Source organism: Desulfitobacterium elongatum (assembly GCF_055378975.1).
The window spans coordinates 2275197-2294601 of the sequence record NZ_AP038772.1; the positions used below are offsets into that span (position 1 = coordinate 2275197).

Sequence of the window (19405 nt, forward strand, 5' to 3'; positions counted from 1 at the left end):
TTATACACCTTGCTCTAGCTGGCAAAAACACCCGTCCTCTTCAATACTTTTAAACTCATTGAGAACAAAATTCTTAATCTTCGGAAATACTTCAAGGATTTCCGGACTAAGGTCTAATCCCCATTCGAGACTCTTCGGCTGGATGCCAAAGATGAGGGTCTGAGGAGCACTGCCCAAAATGTTGGCCATAGCTAAGACTTCCAGTATTCCTACTTGGTGGAAAGAAACTTCATATCGTTCTGGTAATATCTTCATTTCCTCGGGTTCGAAACGAAAAATGGCACCTGGTTCATCCTTGGCGTTAATTGCATCGATGATAATTAGAAAGTCTACTTCTTGGATGAGATGAACAAGTTCAAGTCCTGCAGTTCCACCTTCTAGTAGTTCGATGTTATCCGGGAGTGAATCCTCAGAAAATTCCTTCAGAAAATGAACCCCAAGCCCTTCATCTGAAAGAAGAATATTGCCTACCCCCATGACCATGATCCTAGGTTTCTGCATAAGTTTAACCCTTTCTGTCAATAACCATGTTATGCGACAATGATACGCTTATTGAAGGTGTAACGTCAAGCCTAGTACGAGGAAGTAGACTCTCCAGAGTTACTCAGCGGCTTCTGCACACTTTTCTTCTTCGATTTTCCGAAGAACATAAGCCAAAACTGATCATATGCTTCTGTGAAGACGAGGTAAACATGGGCTAAAATAATTGAGAAGAATAACCACATGACAACATAGTGAATTCCTCGGACAGCAGCAAGTCCACCAAAATAGGTGGTGAGTGCGGGAAAGTATAGAGGCAGGTAAAGAATCGCACCTGTGATGATTTGAACAACAGCCATAATCGGCATTGCGATATAAGCAAGTTTTTGTAGTGGGTTGTATTTGTTTGTGATCATCGGATGCTTTCTATCAAGGAACAAATAGTATTTGAGTTGAGGCCAGAAAGTCTTGAGATCTTCTGAATTGAGAAAAAAAGCATCGTAATCCTTGTGCTTTCCCAAAAAAGAGTAATAAAAACGAACTAAGCCGTTGATGATCAGTGAATACATAAAGATAAAATGTAAGTTGCGAATAAAATTCATCGGCATCCCTTGATAGGGTGAATGAATAAAGTACCCAGTAACTCCCAAGGCTAGGAAATTAATTAAGTTAATCCAATGTGAAATTCGTTGTGGAAATGAGTGATCTAACGGACTCGGCATGATTTTCCCCTCACTTTCTATTCCTTTATGTACCAACCTTATTAGCCCATGCGATACTTCTGTATGTCATTTGTCTTTGGGTCAATAAGGTGAATAGCGCAGGCTAAGCAAGGATCAAAGGAGCGAATGACCCGAACAATATTAACAGGGTTATTAGAATCGGGTACAGGAACTCCGATGAGAGCTTTTTCTAGTGGACCAGGATTTCCAAGTTCATCCTTTGGCGAAAAGTTCCAAGTCGTCGGAACAACCATTTGGTAATTTTCCACTTTATGGTCTTTGATTTTAACCCAGTGACCCAAAGCTCCACGTGGTACTTCAGTCATACCAACACCTTGTCCGGTTTGAGGTGCTTCCCAGTGATCCGTGTCGTGAATTTTTAACCCTTTTACCATTTCTTTCTCTAAAGCATCAACCCAATTAAGCATTTCATTTGCTAGTAGAACAGTCTCAACAGCACGAGCAGCATGACGGGCAACAGCGCCTGGTTTGATATTGTACTTCGCAATAAGATCCATAAGAATTTTCGGTTGCATAACGAGCATTCGAGCCAGTGGACCGACTTCAATGGGTTTACCATCATAGCGAGGAGCTTTGACAAAGGTATAGGCATCCTTCTTATCAAGATATGGAATAGTATCAGAATCATAGGGGTTTTTCCCATTTGGGCTATCTTTGTACCAAGCATATTGAACATCTTCCGTAATCTTTTCTTGATTGATTGGAAGGATATTACTTAAGTTTCCATTAAGAATAAGTCCAGATTTTATGAAGAAATCTTTTCCTTCATCATCTAAACCGAATCCGCCATAAGAAAGGAAATTAGCATAACCACCACCGACTCCTGCTTGAGCCAATGGAAGTAGAGGCCCTGTACCAAAGGTAATGACATCCTGAAGGTATACTTTCTCAATGAAGTCAATCTGCTCTAATAACATCGAACGGAACTGCTCGACCGTTTCGATGTTCGGAAGCATGGTCACTCCCCCCACGACAATCGAGGATTGGTGGGGTTGCTTTCCTGCGAAAAGTGCGGACATCTTCTTGGCCTTTGCTTGCATTTCGAGTGCTTTTAAGTAGTGAGCAACGGCGAGAGTGACGAGTTCTGGATCATTGACACTGAATTGATCGGGTTCATAACGAGGGGTCAAAGGTGCAGTATCCCCTGCCATGATGAGTTTATTAATCTTGTCCTTGACGACAAGAAGATTAGGGTCTTTACCTTGATACTTTGCAACGGCGGTGATATCAATATAATCCAAGGCACTCAAATGATAAAAATGGAGGGGATGGTCATGAAGCCACATGGCTCCTATAATTAGATTCCGTAGAATTCGCCCCCCCGCAGGAACCTTAGCATTAAAAGCCTGATCGAGCGCAAGTGAAGATGCCCAGCCGTGAGAGCCGGCACATACACCACACGTTCTTTCCGTAACATAGGTAGCATCTCGAGGATCGCGGCCTCTTAATAACGCTTCAAACCCACGATACATGGTCCCGATTGCTCTAGCATCCGTGACCACACCATTATTCACTTCAACCTCTATTTTTAAGTGACCTTCGATTCGTGTAACTGGATCAATAACGATTTTGGCCATGTCTATTTCTCCTTCTCATGCACTGAGGCATTATTCTTTAATCTCCCACTTGCGGCCGAGGCAATCAGATGTGCTCCAACGCCAACCACTGCCGCTCCTCCCACGACTTTTCCCACGCTATCGGCGTTTATTTGACCGATTCCGGGAAGTGTGAAGAAATCTTGCTTAGAATAAAGTGGACTAAACTTATTGAAGAAGTCAGACTCAGAACAGCCTGAACAGGGAGATCCAGCATTAATACAGAAGTTTGCGTTGTCATTCCACCAAACTTGAGCACAATCCGTATACGTCTTGGGCCCTTTGCATCCTTTAAGTAATAAGCAATATTCTTTTTGTGCAGGGTCATTCCAATCTTTTAGGTAATTTCCAGCTTCAAACTGTCCACGACGAGGGCAGTTATCATGGAGGAGTTTTCCATAATAGGCTACTGGGCGAGCTTGGTCGTCGAGTTGTGGGACTTTTTTAAAGGTTAGGTAATAGGTAATTGTACCGATAAGTGTTGTCGGTTTTACGGGACAGCAAGGAAGATTGATAACGGGGGTAGTGATTTGATTCATCTTTAAGAGATCTCTCACCCCAATTGCATCAACTGCACATGCACCTGGGATTCCAGCTCCATCTGTAGCACAACTGCCCACGGCAATAATTGCTTTTGCCTTTTTAGAAGCTTCGATTACAGTCTCGCGGAAGGGCCTCCCCCCCACCATACAATACTGGTCAATTTTCGAGGGTATGGAACCTTCCACTACCAGAACGAAATCTTCTTTAAGAGCATCTTCATAGGCTTTTTCTGCGACCATTCCTGAGGCCGCCATAATTGTCTCATGATACCTAATTGATAGTGAGTTTAAAATTAGTCCCTCTATGGATGGATTCAGAGTTGCGAGTAAGGATTCTGAGCAACCTGTGCACTCCATGCCATGCAACCATACGATCGGGGGTTTTTTTAGTGCTGACTCCACAGCCTCTGCGGCTTGGGGAGCTATGACTTCAGGCAAGCCAAGAGCGGCAGTAGTTGCAGCAATGAGCTTCATAAAGTCGCGTCGGCTGACTCCATGTGATTGAAGTAAATCAAACTTTCCCATTAGAACACCTCCATTGAATCGAACCCTCTAAAATTAATCTTTATAGGACATGAAAAATAATAGGGATTTCTATAGCTGTAATGTATTCGAGATGATAATTCTTTTTCCTGCTAAGAAGAGAAATATTTATCTGATTTTTCTGAATATGAGAAACTTATTACTATCACAAGCAAAAATGTCGTAAGAATGAAAAAAACGAGGAACTATTCTAAAATCAGAATAGTTCCTCGTTAAATGACTAATTACTTGCATATAGCGACAAGGAGTGGAGATGATAGGCTTCCCTTATTCCCTTATTCCCTTATTCCTTCATTCGACTCTTTTCTCTTTTTGAGCGTGTACGACTAATGTGACGTAATGTTAGCGTTCTTCGGAGTTTTAAACTAAAGAGAAGTCCCCCAGCAAGTAGAATAAGCAGATACGGTAACCTACTAATACTTTTTGGCAATTGGGGCTCAGGCTCTACTGTCCGATCTGCAGAAAGCGGAATGACGGATATTCGTTCATCCCCTTCCCAAACCTCAAGTTGGGTTAGAACTTGACCCGCTACAACTTCAGTTAGATCTGAAGTGACAGGAAGAATTTTAATCTGCGGACCAAGAAGTCCTATAGTATTAGAATCCTGAGGCAACACTTCTTTTTTCTTAGTTATCCAAATTGGTTCTTGCGCCACAAGATTGACATCCTGGTTTCTCACTTGAATTTTGCTGATGGAGTCACCGAGGGGTTTATACATAGTATTTTCGAAGTTGTTAAATCCGAAATCCAGTAAATCTAACATATCTTTATAAATCTCTCGACCTGGTGATTTTAGGATTACTGCGATTAAGTCTCGACCATCTTTTGATGCGGAAGCAACTAGACAATTTCCTGCTGCGGCCGTGTAACCTGTTTTCATTCCTGTTATCATTGAATCTTGCCATAGTAGTTTATTTTCATTAATCATTTCAAAAGGGACATTCTCTTTTGACCGAGGGATGACATGAGTTTTTGTTTTGATATAATCCCTGAATATAGGGTTGGAATAGGCTGCTTGGGCAATTCGAGCGAGGTCATGAGCGGTTGTTTGATGCCCCTCCTCTGATAAGCCGCTTGGATTTTTAAAGGTCGTATCCTTCAGTCCCAATTCTTGAGCCCTTTGATTCATAAGAGTCACAAATTGGGGGAGGCTTCCACCGATATGTTCAGCGATAGCGACCGCGGCGTCATTTGCAGAATTTAAAAGCAAGGCATAAAGCATGTCGCCAAGTAAAAGTTGTTCACCGGGTTCCATATAAATCCTTGTGCCGTACACGATTTTGTAGTTTAACATAGTAGGGCTAGCAGTAACGACCTCATTTAAATTTCCATGTTCGATTGCAAGTAACCCAGTCATAATTTTCGTCGTGCTTGCAGGGGCAAGCAACTTATCCCCGTTCTTGCTATAGAGTGTTTGCCCGGATTGTACATCAATTAAATAAGCGGCTTCCCCCCGTATTTCCGGAGGTGTTTCTTCAGGCGTTGCATAAAGTGGCGGAACGCTTTGAAAAAAACAAAGTAGTACTAAGAATATTGCTAGGACGGACTTCAAGTTGTGTTCCTCCTATATAGTCAACGTTGATAGAATAAGGTAAGTGTTCCAGGACCAGTATGACTACCCACAACGCAGCCAATTTTACTAATCAGAATATCCTTGACGTGGATGTGGTTCCGAATTTCATTTGCTAAGAATTCAGCGTCTTCAGGACAATAGGCATGTGAAATCCCGATTTCCTGATTCTCTGGATTCCGAATCTCCTCAAGCATTACATCTATAAGTTTACGGATCGCTGCTTTCCGTGAACGCACTTTTGCAAAAGGCTCTATCCGACCTTCCGGAGTAATATGGAGAAGGGGTTTTACATCAAGCAAACCACCGATAAAACCTGCAGTTTTACTCACTCGTCCACCTTTTACAAGGTATTCCAAAGTGTCAATAGTAAAAATATATCTCATCTGTTTTCGTCGCTCAAGAATCTGGGGTTCAGCCTCTTCCCAAGAATGAGATTTTTTGAGTATCTGATTTGCTTGTAACGCTAATAGTCCATAACCTAAGGATGCACCAAGGCTATCGATGACATGAATTTTATCGGGTTGGGAACACATATCACGAACAAGTAGTGCAGTCGTGTAAGTCGAGCTTAACCCAGAAGAGAGATGAATTGCTACAACCTCGTGTCCTTGAGCTAAAATCTTTTCATAGGTTTCTTTTAATGTGCCTGGATTGGGTTGTGAAGTCTTTGGAAGCTCGGTAAATGTTGAAAACCGAGGATAAAAATCGTCTGGAAAGATTTCAATCCCTTCTAAATAGGTTTTACCTTCTATGCTTACCGGCATAGGAACCACAACGATTCCTTCCTGTTGGCTACGTTCAAGTGGGATATCTGAAGAACTGTCCACAAGGACAACAAAACTCATAGTGAGCCCTCCTTTAAAAACATCGAAGCTTGAATATATTTTATTCGGGGAAAAGAGTGTTTTTCCTGCTTAAATATTAAAACGCAAAGAAAAAGCCCACTTATCGTGGGCAATTATTCTTAGTTTAAACTATATTTTGAGTTTTAAACACTTAATAAAGGAAGTTACCTCGAGTAACGTTAAGAAGCTAGGTTTTGAATGATTACGTGTTGACCGAGTGCCTCAACAAAGTTAGGAAGCTCTTGTTTCTTTACGAGACGATAGTTGACTTCTTCGCCTTCAATCCAAGTTACAAGAAACATAGAAAATCCTCCTTGCGTATTATGTATTTTCGTATTATGTATACATAATACCATAATGCTCAGTGCATATCAATATTCGAGAACTTGAACATAAAAAAAATAATTAGCCAATATTTAATTTAGTCTCCTAATATTCTTTGAATATCTTCCCATATGGGATAGTTACGAACATCAGAGATCTTCCCATCTTTATTAATAAAAACGTGAACTGTTTTTCCCTGTGCTAACACAATATCGTCGCGTAAAACTCGGTAAGTAAATGTCACTTTACGTGATGAGAAGCTTTCCACCCTCGTTTCAATGATCAAATTATCATCATATAACGCTGAACGCCGATATTTACATGAGGCCTCGATTACAGCGAGCCCTAGACCATGTTCTTCAAAGATTGTATACGGCAATCCGGCCTCACGAAATAGTTCTGCACGGCCTACTTCAAACCAGATTAGATAGTTGGAATGATAAACAATTCCCATCTTGTCTGTTTCAGCATAACGCACTCGAAGCGGAGTTCTTGAGGTTAAAATCATTCTGAGCACCTACCATATTCAAATTTTACTAAAAGAAAAGCGCCTTTGGCGCTAAAAAGTTTAAGATTTATTCTCAAGGATTTATTAGTTATTATGGCAAATGATTCAACGGGTTAACCGTATCTCCATTGACAATTACTTCAAAATGAAGGTGCGGTCCAGTTGAACGCCCCGTCGACCCGACTAAACCAATCGTCTGCCCTTTACTCACTTGTTGACCAACAGATACAAGGAGTTTCGTAGCATGACCGTAACGTGTAACTACTCCATTACCATGGTCGATTAGAATCATATTTCCAAATCCACCGCCCCAGCCTGCGGTAGTTACTTTTCCATCCGCTGCAGCCATAAAAGGGTCTCCCTTATCGCCAGCGATATCAATTCCTGTATGAAAGCTTCCCCAACGATACCCATAGTAAGAGTTGATTCCTGCTCGCAATGGCCATCCTAAACCGGATACTTCTCCAGATCCACGTGACGTACTGTAAGCTACAGTCACTGGCGTTCGAGAAGGTCCCTTAGCAATGATTTGATTCACTGGATTTTTTGTTATCGTTTCCACAAGTACTTTTCTTTCAACATTTTGACCATTTTCTTGAACGTAAGAATAAGTTACGGTTTTACTGCCATCGCTCCCCTGCTGCTTTACTACCGTTTGTCCGCTAGCTACGTTATAGTCAGTTTTGGAGACTACATCAAAGGGGATTGTTTCTGTTCCCGTATATACTCCTTTGCTGATAACCGTGAGGTATGGTGTTACAGAAACTAAGTTTATTTTTTGTCCAATTTGCAAAGTACTATCTTCTGTCTTACCTGGATTTCCAGCTAGGACTTCCTTGGTCTTCATATCGTTTTTTCTTGCAATAAGCCACCACGAATCATTTGCTTGAACAACGTATTCCTTTTTGGTCTGCTTCCCTTCTTTTAGTAAAGTTAATACTTTTTCAGACGAAGTGATTTCTTCGGGTTGAACTTCAACCTGCTTGGACAAGGGGCTTTCGCTGAATTCTACGGAAGAAATCTTGTTATTTTCACTGGGCATGGCGTAGAGTTCCTGATAGGATTGAAGAACGTGGTCTAACTCTTCTTTGCTGGCAAGAACCGCAATGGTTTCATTCGCTATATTAAGTTCATACCCCTCGGTATATGTACTCACTAGATTTTGAAGTTCTCCTTCTGAGAGCTGATTTTGTAGGAAAACTCCTTTTTTTATACGAAGGGTCTTATAATCTATTTTGTCGTGTGTCTTGGCTACTTGCCCGACCGGATCTCCTTTGGTTGCTAATATGCGTTCTAAAATTTTTCTACCATCTTCTGGGGTCGAAACAAGGCCAATCTGTTGGTCATTTACTAGTAGGGCAGTGGCTGATACGGTTACTTGAAGATAAATTGCACCGCCTATTAACAAGGCGGTTAAGGTTGTCCCCCCCACTATAATTTTGGGAGATTTCCATGACTTAAATTTAGAAGTTGGGAAAATCTTGACCGATTTGAGAAAGTTTTCTTTTAAAGATTTATAATTCAAATTTATAACTCAAGCCCCCTTCCCTATTGGACAAGTCACGATTCCTATTATACCATAAATATCTCTATCCCAACTGAAAATATTTATTTTTAACCAGTTGTGATATAATATGACATGATTTGACTTTAATCTAAAGGAGTAATCGGATATGGAGATAAATACTTTAATTCAGAGGATCAATGAACTTTCTCGTAAGCAACGTTCTACGGGATTAGAAGATTGGGAATGCGCAGAGCAAGAAGCTCTTCGACAAGAGTATCTTAGTTTTATTCGAGGTCAAGTTAGGGATACTTTAAGTCAAGTTAAAGGAGAACAGCAATAACAACCTAAAGCCTAGCTCCGATAGTTCGGAGCTAGGCTTTAGGAACATTTTATGGTTTGCTTTTTTGATGGTTAGGTGTGGATATTGGACATGCTCTTGGAGTCATCACTGAGAAAGATCTCACGAAATTCACGACTACTTGTGGTAATGTATTCTGGGAATAGGCGCTTACCGCATTTCTGGCAAAATAATTTCATTCTATTACTCACTGCATCACGACGAAATTCAATATACCCTTCACCATCATGTTCAAAGCCACAACGACAAAGAAGTCGTGGATTATTACCCATCATTCATCACCTCTAATACTGAGCTTTAATTGATTTTAACATAAAAGGAATGTTTGTGAATTATAGTTTTATTTAATTTGTTAATATGTGTATATAAGAAATAAATGTAGCCAAGTATTTTTTATCTGAAGTTTATGCATACTAAGTCTAGAATTTTTGTAAAGGAGGGGATTTTTTTGCCGGAACGAGTAATCAAATATGGTGGAGTGAAGTTCCGAAACATGGTTCCTCCAGTCAAGATTAATCGCTTTGTTAACAAGCTTCCTCGAAATAAACGGGATTCTTTATTCGAAATTGCTAGCGAATTAAGTGACGCTGGAATGATCGAAATATTAAATGAACGTGAACATAGTACGATTGATAAGGATTTAGTTGATGATATGAGTACAAATTACCCGACTCAAAGAAAGAAGCATATAAACATCTAATGAAAAAATGACCGCCCATGGCGGTCATTTTTTCATTAGGATAGCGGGGCAATCAGAATTCGGAGACCCCGTTGACAGAGTTCTTGGTATATTGAAGCAGGAATATTTTCATCTGTAATTAGGGTATGTATACTATCCCACCCAGCAAATGTGTGATAACACACTTCACTGAACTTATGACTATGAGCAACTAAAATAACTTCCTTCGCCGATTGAATCATGGCTTGCTTTATTTCTGATTCAAGGAGATTAGAAGTAGAAAGACCTCGGCTTATGCTTATTCCTGATGCGCCTAAAAAAAGTTTATCTGCATAAAAGTTACGCAAACTTGAGCGGGCTAGTGGTCCAACAAGTGCATACGTAGATTCCCTTACTTCTCCACCGGTCAGTAGAACAGAAATTCCAGCTTGACCTGTAAGAATAGTGGAAATAGGAACAGAATTTGTAATCACGACCAGTTCCTTCGGCTTAATTGCCTTAGCAACTGCAAGGGTGGTAGTCCCCGCATCAAGAATAATTGATTCTCCTGGTTGGATTAAAGCCGCAGCTGCGTTGCCTATAGTTATCTTTTCCTTCTCGCCTTCCCCTAAACGATTGAAAAAAAGATCATCTACCTGATGGGTATTCGAGGGATAACCTGCTCCACCGTGTTCGCGTTGAATTAATCCATTCGAAGCCAAGCTCTTCAAATCCCTTCGAATTGTCATCTCTGATACTTCGAAGTGAAGCGCAAGTTCAGATACGGTTAGATAACCTTGCTCCTGAAGAAGTGAGTAGATCGCTTGTTGGCGCTCTGACGGGTTAGAGAATGCTAACTGTTCCATCGTATACAACACCTGCTAGAGCATCTACGGTTAGTATTTGCCCATTCGTTATCTTCGTAAAGATATCTTTTGCACCCACAATGGCAGGTATCCCATAATTCAATGCTGCAATTGCACCATGTGAGGTTAATCCTCCCTCTTCCAAAATTAGGGCACCTGCCTTCGCAATCATGGGGATTAAATCTTTATCTGTAAATGGTGCTATGAGAATCTCGCCCTGAGCAAATGGGGTACTATCTGTTGAAGTAATGAGCCTAGCAGGTCCGGAATAGGCTTTTCGCCCGATTCCGGTCCCCTTTGTTACGACGTTACCAATCACTTGAACTTTAATCATATTGGTTGTTCCAACTCTTCCAACAGGTACCCCCGCGGTAATGACAACCACATCCCCTGTCTGAATGAGGCTATGGTTTATAGCTTCATTAACTGCGATCGACAAAAGTTCGTCGGTTCCTGAACTTTCTTGGATAAGGAGTGGATAGACCCCCCATTGTAAAGAAAGCTGACGGGCGACTTGAGAAAAAGGTGTCGCTGCAATGATTAAAGATTCAGGCCGATATTTCGAAATCATACGGGCTGTAAGACCAGAATGTGTAGGAGTTAGTATTGCTGCAGCCTCTAGATCTCTCGCAATCGTATAACTTGCATGGCTGATCGCTTCAGCGACGTTTAAATGTGGATGTCGTGGGGAACGGCCATCAAAATAATGACTTTCAGTCTGTAGGGCAATCTTATTCATCATTTCTACTGCTTCGACAGGATATGAGCCAGCAGCTGTTTCACCAGAAAGCATAATTGCATCGGTGCCATCTAAAATCGCGTTGGCGACATCACTTGCTTCTGCCCGTGTTGGTCTAGGGTTGCGTATCATAGAATCCAGCATTTGAGTTGCAACTATGACAGGCTTGCCAAGGAGGTGACACTTCTTAATCATTTCTTTTTGATGAATCGGGACTTCCTCAACGGGGATTTCGACACCTAAATCGCCACGCGCGACCATCAGCCCATCGGCAACTTCCAAGATACCATCTAAGTTGATGATTCCTTCCCGACTTTCAATCTTAGCTATAATTTTTATATTAGCGCCTTGTTCCTCAACAATACGGCGAACGGCTAGAATATCAGAGGCTTTACGAGTAAAGGAAGCAGCGATGAAATCAATTCCCTCTCGGATCCCAAAAAGAATGTCTTCTCGGTCTTTTTCTGTAACGGCAGGAAGCTGAATAGAAATTCCAGGAACATTGACACCCTTTTGAGACTTAAGGAGTCCTCCATTTTGGACAATAGTGGTAATTTTACTTTCTTCAATTGACTCGACCCTTAAATCAATGAGTCCATCGTCAAGGAGAATATGTGTACCTGATTTAACCTCTCTCCAAAGTTCGTGATATGTAATCCCTACTCTTTCCGGTGATCCTAGAGTTTGTAAATCAGTGTCTAAGATAAAGGTAGCTTCGCTTTTTAGCTGGATCCCTTGATCAGGTACCATTCCAGTACGAATCTCTGGGCCCTTTGTGTCTAAGAGAATTCCCAAGTGCTTCCCAAGCTTTTGAGCTTCATTTCTTAATGTTTGAATACGTTTGCCGTGTTCAGCATGTGTTCCGTGTGAAAAGTTTAAACGCGCAACATTCATTCCGGCATTAAGAAGTTGCTGAATTTTTTCGCTGGATTCGCTCGCTGGTCCGATAGTACAAACAATCTTAGTTCTTCTCATTCTAGTCCTCCATCAAGTCGAAAATTTTTGCTATTATATAATTTTTAATTAAAAAACACCTTAAAGAAGAGGCGAAAACCTCTTCTTTAGATGCATAATAAAGAGATAAGTATTCTTTCTGAGACTCAGATTGTAATCTATAATCCTTTTGCTACAATTAATTTGACTAGATCAATAATTCTATTAGAATAACCCCATTCGTTATCATACCAAGCTAATACTTTGACCATTCGATCTCCAAGCACTATAGTGGAAAGTCCATCGATTATGGAACTATGAGGATTTCCATTGAAATCGTGTGAGACAAGTGGAAGATCAGTATAAGCTAGATATCCCTTTAATTTCCCTTCAGCCGCTTCTCGTAATTTTTGATTCACCTCATCTTTAGTTACCGGTCGAGTTAGATTAGCTACGAAATCCACGAGTGAAACATTAGGTGTGGGTACTCGTACCGCTAATCCATTTAGTTTTCCTTTAAGTTCTGGAAGTACAAGTGCGACAGCTTTTGCTGCACCTGTTGTCGTGGGGATCATAGATTGGAAGGCAGCTCTAGCCCTTCTCCAGTCTTTATGTTCCAAATCTAAAATACGCTGGTCATTCGTGACAGAATGAGTGGTCGTCATCATTCCCTGCTCAATTCCAAATTCATCAAGCAAAACCTTAGCGACGGGTGCTAGGCAGTTCGTTGTGCAGGATGCATTCGAAATTATATGATGTTCTGAAGGATCATATTTATCGTCATTAACTCCCATAACAATAGTAATATCCTCGTTTTTAGCTGGTGCGGAAATAATGACCTTTTTGGCTCCTGCCTGGAGATGAAGCGCTGCTTTATCCCGTTCTGTAAAGCGACCCGTCGATTCAATCACTAAGTCTACTCCGAGGTCTTTCCAAGGAAGGTTTTCAGGATTTTTCTCAGCGAGAAGTTGAATCGTATGGCCATTTACTTCGAGAGTGTTCTCCTTGACTTCTACTTCATAGGGTAAAATTCCATGAATTGAGTCATATTTAAAAAGATGTCCTAAAAGGTCTGGGCTCCCCAGGTCGTTTACTGCGACAATATCGATTGGCGCATTACTTTCAATAGCGGCTCTCAGTGAAAGTCTTCCGATACGACCGAAGCCGTTTATGGCAATTCGAACAGTCATATGTGTCTTTACCTCCCTATATATTGTTTGTATAAACATATATTCTGCACATTTGAACAAAACCCTTCTGCACCTTGGCTATACTTTAGGGTATTTTTATTCAAAATTCTTGTTTATATTTCCCACTTAAGGCAAAAAAATTGCAAAGCTTTTGCTTTGCAAGGAAAATTTTATTAGGCTATACTTTTTTGCATATATTTGTATCTTCTGAGTTGACTGCAATGGCTTTTTCTTCAGCGATATTTAAGATGCTTTGAAGTACGGACAATCGCTTTTTCTCGATTTCTGAGAAGTTCATGGCAGGAATGTAATAGGTCTCCATTAAATCATGAAGTTTCTTTGCCCGCTTTGAATTCAATAAAGCTCTTTCAAAACTATGATTAATGCGGTCGCGGCATGAAGCTATATCTTCCATATAGGATTGCAATGCATTTGAATCTAAGCACGAATCAAAATCAAGTGAAATTATAGTTCCTTTGAATCCAGGGTTGTAAGTGTACTGCTCGGATGAAATAACTAAAGCCGTTTCGAGTTCTGGTAGAATGAGAAGATCTAGTTTTTCAGGCTCTAAGGTGCTATGGTATGACTCGGTGCTTAGCCCCAGCATTTTGGCGCGATTTTCTAATTTTGCGAGGAAGGTGGCTTTGCCGGTTCCTGGCTGTCCCCTAAGAACATACAGAGTTTTCACTCCTGGAAGCAAGCTGTCAATAAACTGAGTTTTGCCTTGTGGTGTATGTGCCCAAGCAAATAGATGACGTGTTTTACCAGTTCCTTTGGTGAAGGTTTTAAATAGGTCTTTCTCAACTTTGAAGAGGAGTTGATTGATATGATTCCAATTCTGACAAGGCTCGATATAGAACTCCCACTCATCCATCGCATTTTTCAATTCTTTGAGAGAGAAGTATAAGGCTTGAAAGCATCGATTAACCTGATGATTGCAGGATATGATCTCTTTTTTGAATTGACGGATCATTGGCTCGTCCCAATATTCACCTAAGTTAATGATTTCATCGACCGCTCCCGGATTTTTGGGATCAACAACATGAGGAGCCGTGCCATCTAGGAGAGCAACACCAAGAGCTGGTATGACAAGTCCATCGATTGAGTTGTTGTCTGAAGAACAACAATGGTATTCGATATCATATCCAGCAGCAAGCATCTCTTGGCCCAACTTTTTCATAAACGTAGATTTACCGACTCCAGGTCCCCCTTTGATAACGTATATGTGTCGAGCATTAGGTTCAATCATGTAGTGATAGTACGAGTAGAAACCTTGATAAGTAACGGCACCAGGGAACATTTTTTTAATAACGGGTTTGTCAGACATAAATTACGCCCCTTTCAACTCTGTATGCTCCTGCAACATTAATAGTATTCAGGAGGGCTAACATTAGTGCCGGGGTGTGATTATAAAATTCAAGGTAATCTCTAGCATCTAGTCTGAATTATGCAAGATTGATATTCTGCAAATCAGTGAGAGGAGAAATAAGCTGTAAGAATAATAAAAAGAGGGTGCAGGAATTCCCGCACCCTCTGAAGAATTAGTGAGGTCTCTTATAGCCCGTATGGTCGTAGATGTTACGTTCCTTTTGGATATCGTACTGCGAGTAGTGAGGATCTTTCACAGTAACAGGGGATTTGGGACGCGAGACTTTTTTGTGTGCTCCCATTCTATATCCATCCTTTCCACGACTAAGTATAAGAAACCTTAAAGTTATTGTTCGTTAATGCATTTATGAATATGCAATAACTGTAAAGATTTAATGATTGTGGTGGTCATGATCATCATGATGACCGTGACCCTGAGAATGGTGATGATCCTCCTTACCATGAGAATGATTACAGACAGCATTTGTTGATACGAAGGTTCCGTCAGCATAGGATTGTGCTACTTCGCGGGCTGGACCGCTCGCTCCACGTAGAACTTCTAAACCTGCGTTTTCTAGACCTGTGATAGCACCAGGACCAATTCCACCGCAGATTACAGCTTCCACTCCCTTGGATTTAAGAAGTTGGGCAATTCCAGAATGTTGATGTTCAAAACCTTTGGCATCAATATTCTCTCCACCTGTAACTTTTCCGTCTTGGACATTAAAGAGTGTAAAAGCTTGGCTACGACCAAAATGTGCGTTAACATTCCCATCTTCTGTCGGGATTGCAATTTTTTTGTTCATTATAAATCCCTTCCTTTCAGGATAATCATGATTAAGTATAGGTTGTTCTTTATGATTTATTACCCCGGGGGGGTTTATATAAACCATATTAGCTTTTCTATAAGGAATTGTCAATGACAGCCAAAGGGAGTAAAATTTTAGTAAAGATTGGAAGTGAGATGGATTTTATGTGGGAATCTGCACGTTCGATGATGGAGTCATTGGAGCAAGAAGGATATCTATTAGGTCAGGATCAAGGAACTACTTTATTTGTGGCGCTTGCCCTAGAAAAACCATGCCTTATCGAAGGACCCGCGGGTGTCGGGAAAACTCAACTCGCACTCGCAGTGGCACGGAGTACGGGCAGAAAGCTGATACGGCTCCAGTGCTATGAGGGTTTGGATTTGAGTAAGGCTCTCTATGATTGGAACTATGCAAAACAGCTATTGCGTTTACAAGCAGGACTGTCGAGTTGGGAAGAGATCAAAACGGATATCTATGGGCCTGAATTTCTGTTAGCAAGGCCACTACTTCAGACTGTACTTTCAGAAGACCCCGTCGTACTTCTGATTGATGAGCTTGATAAAAGCGATGAAGAATTTGAGAGTTTTTTGCTTGAACTTCTCGCAGAATTCCAGGTCACTATACCTGAGGTAGGGACTTTCAAGGCAAAGAATTCCCCTATTGTGCTATTAACAAGTAACAATACTCGTGAATTATCAGAAGCATTAAGGAGACGCTGTATTCATCTCCTTTTGTCTTATCCCGATTTAGAACGCGAGGTGCAAATTCTTAAGCAAAGGTGTCCTGAACTTGCTGAGCCACTGATTCGTGATGTATGTAAGTTCGTAGCGAAAATTCGTAAAATCCCGCTTAGGAAATTACCAAGTGTATCTGAAAGTATGGACTTTGCACATGCGCTAAATATTCTACACCAGGAATCTCTTAAATTGGATAGATTGGCAGGAACTCTTTCTATCCTTTTAAAACATCCTGGAGATTTGGCTAAACTTGAAGAGCGTATTAAGATTTGGCACATAGAGACTTTAAAAAGAGAGAATGGTCAGACAGAGTATGATCCGAGGCAAAATAAAGAATGAAAGAGAGGGAAATGAACGGGTGGAATTTTCTTAAGCTAATCTATGCACTTCGTGCAGTAGGAATTCCTATTTCTATTCAAGAGATTCAGGAGACTATGAAGGTCCTTGTCCGATTTTCCGATCTAGCACCTCAAATCGTGTTTCGGACTATATTTATTCATCGTAGGGAAGATCTCGACCTTTTTGAATTAGTATGGCAAGTGCTTTTTCAAAACCTAAAGAATGACTCAATGGATAGCGAGTTACTTGACCCTCCAAATTGTCGTGGTCAAGAAGGACATGACGACCAAAATAGAAATCAACAACAAGGTCTCGGGACAGGTAATTGTGGGATAACTCTCTATCCTGGACAAGAGACTTCAATGAAATCCTCTATACTCGAGTTTAGAATGCCCGACGTTAAGGAATTTATGAAACTTAAAGGGTTTCCGAGTAAGATAGATGAAGTAGAGGATCTGGAGGATTTAGATTTCGAAGAACAGATAAAGTTCATCCTAGGTCAATCTGGGTTTCTTTCTTGGGCTAATTCACTGGAGCTTGCGAATTCACGTGGAGAGATACTCGAAGCCGATTGGATGAAATTTGAAGAATTTCGAAATTTATGGGATCAACAGATACGTAAAGTACTATTAATCTATCGAATGGAATCAGGAAACCGTTGGGACCCCCTGCGAAAAGTAAATTGGCGCTATAAACCCTTGAATCACTTTACTCTCCAAGAGGAAAATGTAGTACATCAGGCTCTACGGCAAATGGGTAAGAATCTTGCGGCACGTCCTGGGTGGCGCAAGAAGAGGGCGAATCGCGGGGGGATTCGATTATCCTCTGCCCTTCGAGAAATGGTACGGGGTAATGGGTTGATCTACCGTTTAGAATTCGAAAAATACGCACTACAGCGTCCCGAACTCGTCGTTTTATGTGATGTCTCGAATTCTGTCGCACCCTTTTCGCAATTCCTTCTTTTCTTAATCAAAAGGGTTAAGTCTTGTTTTCGAAGAGTACGTATCTATCTTTTTATCGATGTCATATGGGATATATCCTATGATAATTGGGTGGAGGCCGAGGATTCTCTGGAGCAAATCCATGCGTGGAGCCGCAAAAACTCGTCAGGATTTACTGATTATGGAAGAATTCTTAATGAGTTTTCGAAAGATTGGTTATCTGAAATTTCCACCCGTGCCACACTTTTGATACTCGGCGATGGCAGGAATAATTTTAGGCCTTCACAAGCGGAATATTTGAAAGAGATTCAAGAGAAAGTAAGGCGTGTCTATTGGCTTAATCCTTTAGAGGAAAGAGAATGGGGGGATCGAGATAACCTTATGCGAGAATATAAGCCTTATTGTACTCGGGTCTTTCGATGCCGAACGATAGACGATGTCTGGAGAATTGCAAGGGAAGTTTTTTAACTGACGGTCAAGAGAACCTCTTTATAATCAAAATGAGAGAGGCCCTTAAGCCTCTCTCATTCTATATTGATATCGTTATAATCATTTTCCAAAATGACAGTGGGGATACGTGCATACAGGGCATTCCAGACAAAGGCCACCATGTCCGTATTTTGCAATCTCTAACCTGCTTAGACGTTCGCCTGTAAGGATACGGGTAGCTACAAGATCAAATACTGTCTTTCTCGAATACATTACACATCCTGGCAGTCCCATGATTGGGATTCCGTCAAGGTAGGCTAGCAAGAGCATCGCACCTGGCAAAACAGGCGTACCATAGGTTATTAGTTCCCCACCTAGTCCTTTTATCGCAGTAGGCGTGAGATCGTCTGGATCAACGGACATTCCTCCAGTTACGAGGACCATCTCTGCGCCATTTGCTAGATGTTCACGGATTTTCTCTTGAATCATTTCCACATTGTCATCTGAAAAGGTTTGTCCTATAAGAATTGATCCCCACTCGGCTACTTTATTCTGGAGCACAGGTCCGAATTTATCTTCAATTCGTCCGTGGTAGACTTCACTTCCAGTCGTAACGACTCCGATTTTCTTGGACTGAAGTGGGCGAATTTGAAGTAGAGGTTCTTTAAATTCATGGGCAATTCTCTCTGCTTCTAAGATAACGTGTTCATCGATCATAAGTGGAACAACGCGGGTTCCAGCAATTTTCTGACCCTTTTTCACAGGTCGATGGTTATGAAGTGTAGCAAGTATGATATATTCCAGAGAATTTAAGGAATAGATACCTTCTTCAGAAGTGTAAATCAAGCCGTCTTGATCGGCGATCAGATTGACTTTACCCTCTTTTGTCTCGCTAAAACTGAGACCTGGCCCGGCAATTGCTTTAGCTAGGCGTTCGGCTGCTTCATCTTCATGAATTAGTCCGGGTGTTTGATCCCAAACATAAATATGCTCTTTACCCATGCTGAGTAATACCGGGATATCTTCCTCTTTTACAATGTGCCCTTTACGAAAACGCGCATCCTTTGTTTCACCAGGGATGATCTGCGTCATGTCGTGCATAAGCACTGCTCCAATGGCGTCTTGTACTCGAATTTTTTGCATGAAATATTATCCTCCTTTTCTTTGACGGAAGGCATGTCCATTTCTAAACACACCCCGGTTTCAGGTCAACCTGAAACGGCCCAAAACCATGGATATTTCTTTAGGATTTTAGGCTCGGTTTTATTGATATTATATCATGAAAAGTGTATTCTTTAACAAAGGTTTTTTTTATTCGAAACTTCTTTATTACTTGACAAGTTTAATGTTATGTATTTTAAGAATACAGAGGTTCTTT

Annotated in this window: 20 protein-coding genes and 1 riboswitch; of the genes, 4 read left to right on the plus strand and 16 right to left on the minus strand. The window is 41.1% G+C overall.

The features are described from left to right. From ACZ42W_RS10720 to ACZ42W_RS10760, 9 genes are all read right to left on the minus strand, one after another. On the minus strand, positions 1 to 501 hold the full coding sequence (locus ACZ42W_RS10720) for a HyaD/HybD family hydrogenase maturation endopeptidase (protein ID WP_464170662.1): 501 nt from the start codon (positions 499 to 501) through the stop codon (positions 1 to 3). A 71-nt stretch (positions 502 to 572) separates the two neighbouring features. After that, complete coding sequence (gene cybH, locus ACZ42W_RS10725; RefSeq protein WP_464170664.1) at positions 573 to 1202, minus strand: Ni/Fe-hydrogenase, b-type cytochrome subunit; 630 nt, start codon at positions 1200 to 1202, stop codon at positions 573 to 575. A 41-nt stretch (positions 1203 to 1243) separates the two neighbouring features. Then, a complete protein-coding gene (locus ACZ42W_RS10730) occupies positions 1244 to 2800 on the minus strand; it encodes a nickel-dependent hydrogenase large subunit (RefSeq protein WP_464170667.1) in 1557 nt (518 codons plus the stop codon). Positions 2801 to 2802: 2 nt separating this feature from the next. After that, positions 2803 to 3885 (minus strand): hydrogenase small subunit, encoded by a 1083-nt coding sequence (locus ACZ42W_RS10735; protein ID WP_464170669.1) that lies wholly within the window; start codon positions 3883 to 3885, stop codon positions 2803 to 2805. Between the two features lie 301 nt (positions 3886 to 4186). Next, the gene (locus ACZ42W_RS10740; protein WP_464170671.1) at positions 4187 to 5455 is read right to left on the minus strand and encodes a D-alanyl-D-alanine carboxypeptidase family protein; all 1269 of its coding nucleotides are present in this window, start codon (positions 5453 to 5455) and stop codon (positions 4187 to 4189) included. Between the two features lie 20 nt (positions 5456 to 5475). Beyond that, entirely contained in the window at positions 5476 to 6321 is an 846-nt protein-coding gene (locus ACZ42W_RS10745; protein WP_464170673.1) for a DegV family protein, read from the minus strand. Positions 6322 to 6500: 179 nt separating this feature from the next. Then, on the minus strand, positions 6501 to 6623 hold the full coding sequence (locus ACZ42W_RS10750) for a hypothetical protein (RefSeq protein WP_464170675.1): 123 nt from the start codon (positions 6621 to 6623) through the stop codon (positions 6501 to 6503). A gap of 119 nt (positions 6624 to 6742) precedes the next feature. Further along, positions 6743 to 7153, minus strand: coding sequence for an acyl-CoA thioesterase (locus ACZ42W_RS10755; RefSeq protein WP_464170677.1), 411 nt, complete (start codon positions 7151 to 7153; stop codon positions 6743 to 6745). Between the two features lie 91 nt (positions 7154 to 7244). After that, entirely contained in the window at positions 7245 to 8678 is a 1434-nt protein-coding gene (locus ACZ42W_RS10760) for a peptidoglycan DD-metalloendopeptidase family protein (RefSeq protein ID WP_464170679.1), read from the minus strand. A 148-nt stretch (positions 8679 to 8826) separates the two neighbouring features. Here ACZ42W_RS10760 and ACZ42W_RS10765 point away from each other — a divergent pair, with 148 nt between their 5' ends. Further along, positions 8827 to 9000, plus strand: coding sequence for a DUF896 domain-containing protein (locus ACZ42W_RS10765; RefSeq protein WP_464170681.1), 174 nt, complete (start codon positions 8827 to 8829; stop codon positions 8998 to 9000). Between the two features lie 71 nt (positions 9001 to 9071). Here the strand turns inward: ACZ42W_RS10765 and ACZ42W_RS10770 are convergent, their stop codons facing one another. Continuing rightward, positions 9072 to 9293 (minus strand): hypothetical protein, encoded by a 222-nt coding sequence (locus ACZ42W_RS10770; protein ID WP_464170682.1) that lies wholly within the window; start codon positions 9291 to 9293, stop codon positions 9072 to 9074. 173 nt (positions 9294 to 9466) lie between these two features. Between ACZ42W_RS10770 and ACZ42W_RS10775 the strand changes: the two genes are divergently transcribed. Continuing rightward, positions 9467 to 9718, plus strand: coding sequence for a hypothetical protein (locus ACZ42W_RS10775; protein WP_464170684.1), 252 nt, complete (start codon positions 9467 to 9469; stop codon positions 9716 to 9718). 35 nt (positions 9719 to 9753) lie between these two features. Here ACZ42W_RS10775 and ACZ42W_RS10780 read toward each other — a convergent pair whose 3' ends face one another. From ACZ42W_RS10780 to ACZ42W_RS10800, 5 genes are all read right to left on the minus strand, one after another. Next, a complete protein-coding gene (locus tag ACZ42W_RS10780) occupies positions 9754 to 10542 on the minus strand; it encodes a DeoR/GlpR family DNA-binding transcription regulator (RefSeq protein ID WP_464170685.1) in 789 nt (262 codons plus the stop codon). Next, positions 10520 to 12256: a pyruvate kinase gene (gene pyk / locus ACZ42W_RS10785; RefSeq protein ID WP_464170687.1), complete on the minus strand. Its 1737-nt coding sequence runs from the start codon at positions 12254 to 12256 to the stop codon at positions 10520 to 10522. The genes ACZ42W_RS10780 and pyk overlap by 23 nt, the downstream gene beginning before the upstream one ends. A gap of 137 nt (positions 12257 to 12393) precedes the next feature. After that, a complete protein-coding gene (gap, locus tag ACZ42W_RS10790) occupies positions 12394 to 13404 on the minus strand; it encodes a type I glyceraldehyde-3-phosphate dehydrogenase (RefSeq protein WP_464170689.1) in 1011 nt (336 codons plus the stop codon). A gap of 178 nt (positions 13405 to 13582) precedes the next feature. After that, on the minus strand, positions 13583 to 14731 hold the full coding sequence (locus ACZ42W_RS10795; protein WP_464170691.1) for a PRK06851 family protein: 1149 nt from the start codon (positions 14729 to 14731) through the stop codon (positions 13583 to 13585). A gap of 433 nt (positions 14732 to 15164) precedes the next feature. After that, on the minus strand, positions 15165 to 15578 hold the full coding sequence (locus ACZ42W_RS10800; protein ID WP_464170693.1) for a NifB/NifX family molybdenum-iron cluster-binding protein: 414 nt from the start codon (positions 15576 to 15578) through the stop codon (positions 15165 to 15167). Positions 15579 to 15745: 167 nt separating this feature from the next. Between ACZ42W_RS10800 and ACZ42W_RS10805 the strand changes: the two genes are divergently transcribed. Further along, positions 15746 to 16657 carry an AAA family ATPase gene (locus tag ACZ42W_RS10805; protein ID WP_464170959.1) on the plus strand — a complete coding sequence of 304 codons (912 nt, stop codon included), beginning with the start codon at positions 15746 to 15748 and terminating at the stop codon, positions 16655 to 16657. An 11-nt stretch (positions 16658 to 16668) separates the two neighbouring features. Next, positions 16669 to 18066, plus strand: a complete 1398-nt coding sequence (locus tag ACZ42W_RS10810; RefSeq protein ID WP_464170694.1) for a VWA domain-containing protein — start codon at positions 16669 to 16671, stop codon at positions 18064 to 18066. Between the two features lie 81 nt (positions 18067 to 18147). Here ACZ42W_RS10810 and ACZ42W_RS10815 read toward each other — a convergent pair whose 3' ends face one another. Further along, positions 18148 to 19170, minus strand: coding sequence for a molybdopterin-binding protein (locus ACZ42W_RS10815; RefSeq protein ID WP_464170696.1), 1023 nt, complete (start codon positions 19168 to 19170; stop codon positions 18148 to 18150). Further along, positions 19166 to 19302: riboswitch (molybdenum cofactor riboswitch) on the minus strand. It overlaps the preceding gene by 5 nt. Positions 19303 to 19405 lie beyond the last annotated feature (103 nt).

Bases quoted from the DNA above. Each gene is read 5' to 3' on its own strand.
- ACZ42W_RS10720 (WP_464170662.1), bottom strand. From the start codon at position 501: ATGCAGAAACCTAGGATCATGGTCATGGGGGTAGGCAATATTCTTCTT.
- cybH (WP_464170664.1), bottom strand. From the start codon at position 1,202: ATGCCGAGTCCGTTAGATCACTCATTTCCACAACGAATTTCACATTGG.
- ACZ42W_RS10730 (WP_464170667.1), bottom strand. From the start codon at position 2,800: ATGGCCAAAATCGTTATTGATCCAGTTACACGAATCGAAGGTCACTTA.
- ACZ42W_RS10735 (WP_464170669.1), bottom strand. From the start codon at position 3,885: ATGGGAAAGTTTGATTTACTTCAATCACATGGAGTCAGCCGACGCGAC.
- ACZ42W_RS10745 (WP_464170673.1), bottom strand. From the start codon at position 6,321: ATGAGTTTTGTTGTCCTTGTGGACAGTTCTTCAGATATCCCACTTGAA.
- ACZ42W_RS10750 (WP_464170675.1), bottom strand. From the start codon at position 6,623: ATGTTTCTTGTAACTTGGATTGAAGGCGAAGAAGTCAACTATCGTCTC.
- ACZ42W_RS10755 (WP_464170677.1), bottom strand. From the start codon at position 7,153: ATGATTTTAACCTCAAGAACTCCGCTTCGAGTGCGTTATGCTGAAACA.
- ACZ42W_RS10765 (WP_464170681.1), top strand. From the start codon at position 8,827: ATGGAGATAAATACTTTAATTCAGAGGATCAATGAACTTTCTCGTAAG.
- ACZ42W_RS10770 (WP_464170682.1), bottom strand. From the start codon at position 9,293: ATGATGGGTAATAATCCACGACTTCTTTGTCGTTGTGGCTTTGAACAT.
- ACZ42W_RS10780 (WP_464170685.1), bottom strand. From the start codon at position 10,542: ATGGAACAGTTAGCATTCTCTAACCCGTCAGAGCGCCAACAAGCGATC.
- pyk (WP_464170687.1), bottom strand. From the start codon at position 12,256: ATGAGAAGAACTAAGATTGTTTGTACTATCGGACCAGCGAGCGAATCC.
- gap (WP_464170689.1), bottom strand. From the start codon at position 13,404: ATGACTGTTCGAATTGCCATAAACGGCTTCGGTCGTATCGGAAGACTT.
- ACZ42W_RS10795 (WP_464170691.1), bottom strand. From the start codon at position 14,731: ATGTCTGACAAACCCGTTATTAAAAAAATGTTCCCTGGTGCCGTTACT.
- ACZ42W_RS10800 (WP_464170693.1), bottom strand. From the start codon at position 15,578: ATGAACAAAAAAATTGCAATCCCGACAGAAGATGGGAATGTTAACGCA.
- ACZ42W_RS10805 (WP_464170959.1), top strand. From the start codon at position 15,746: ATGTGGGAATCTGCACGTTCGATGATGGAGTCATTGGAGCAAGAAGGA.
- ACZ42W_RS10810 (WP_464170694.1), top strand. From the start codon at position 16,669: ATGAACGGGTGGAATTTTCTTAAGCTAATCTATGCACTTCGTGCAGTA.
- ACZ42W_RS10815 (WP_464170696.1), bottom strand. From the start codon at position 19,170: ATGCAAAAAATTCGAGTACAAGACGCCATTGGAGCAGTGCTTATGCAC.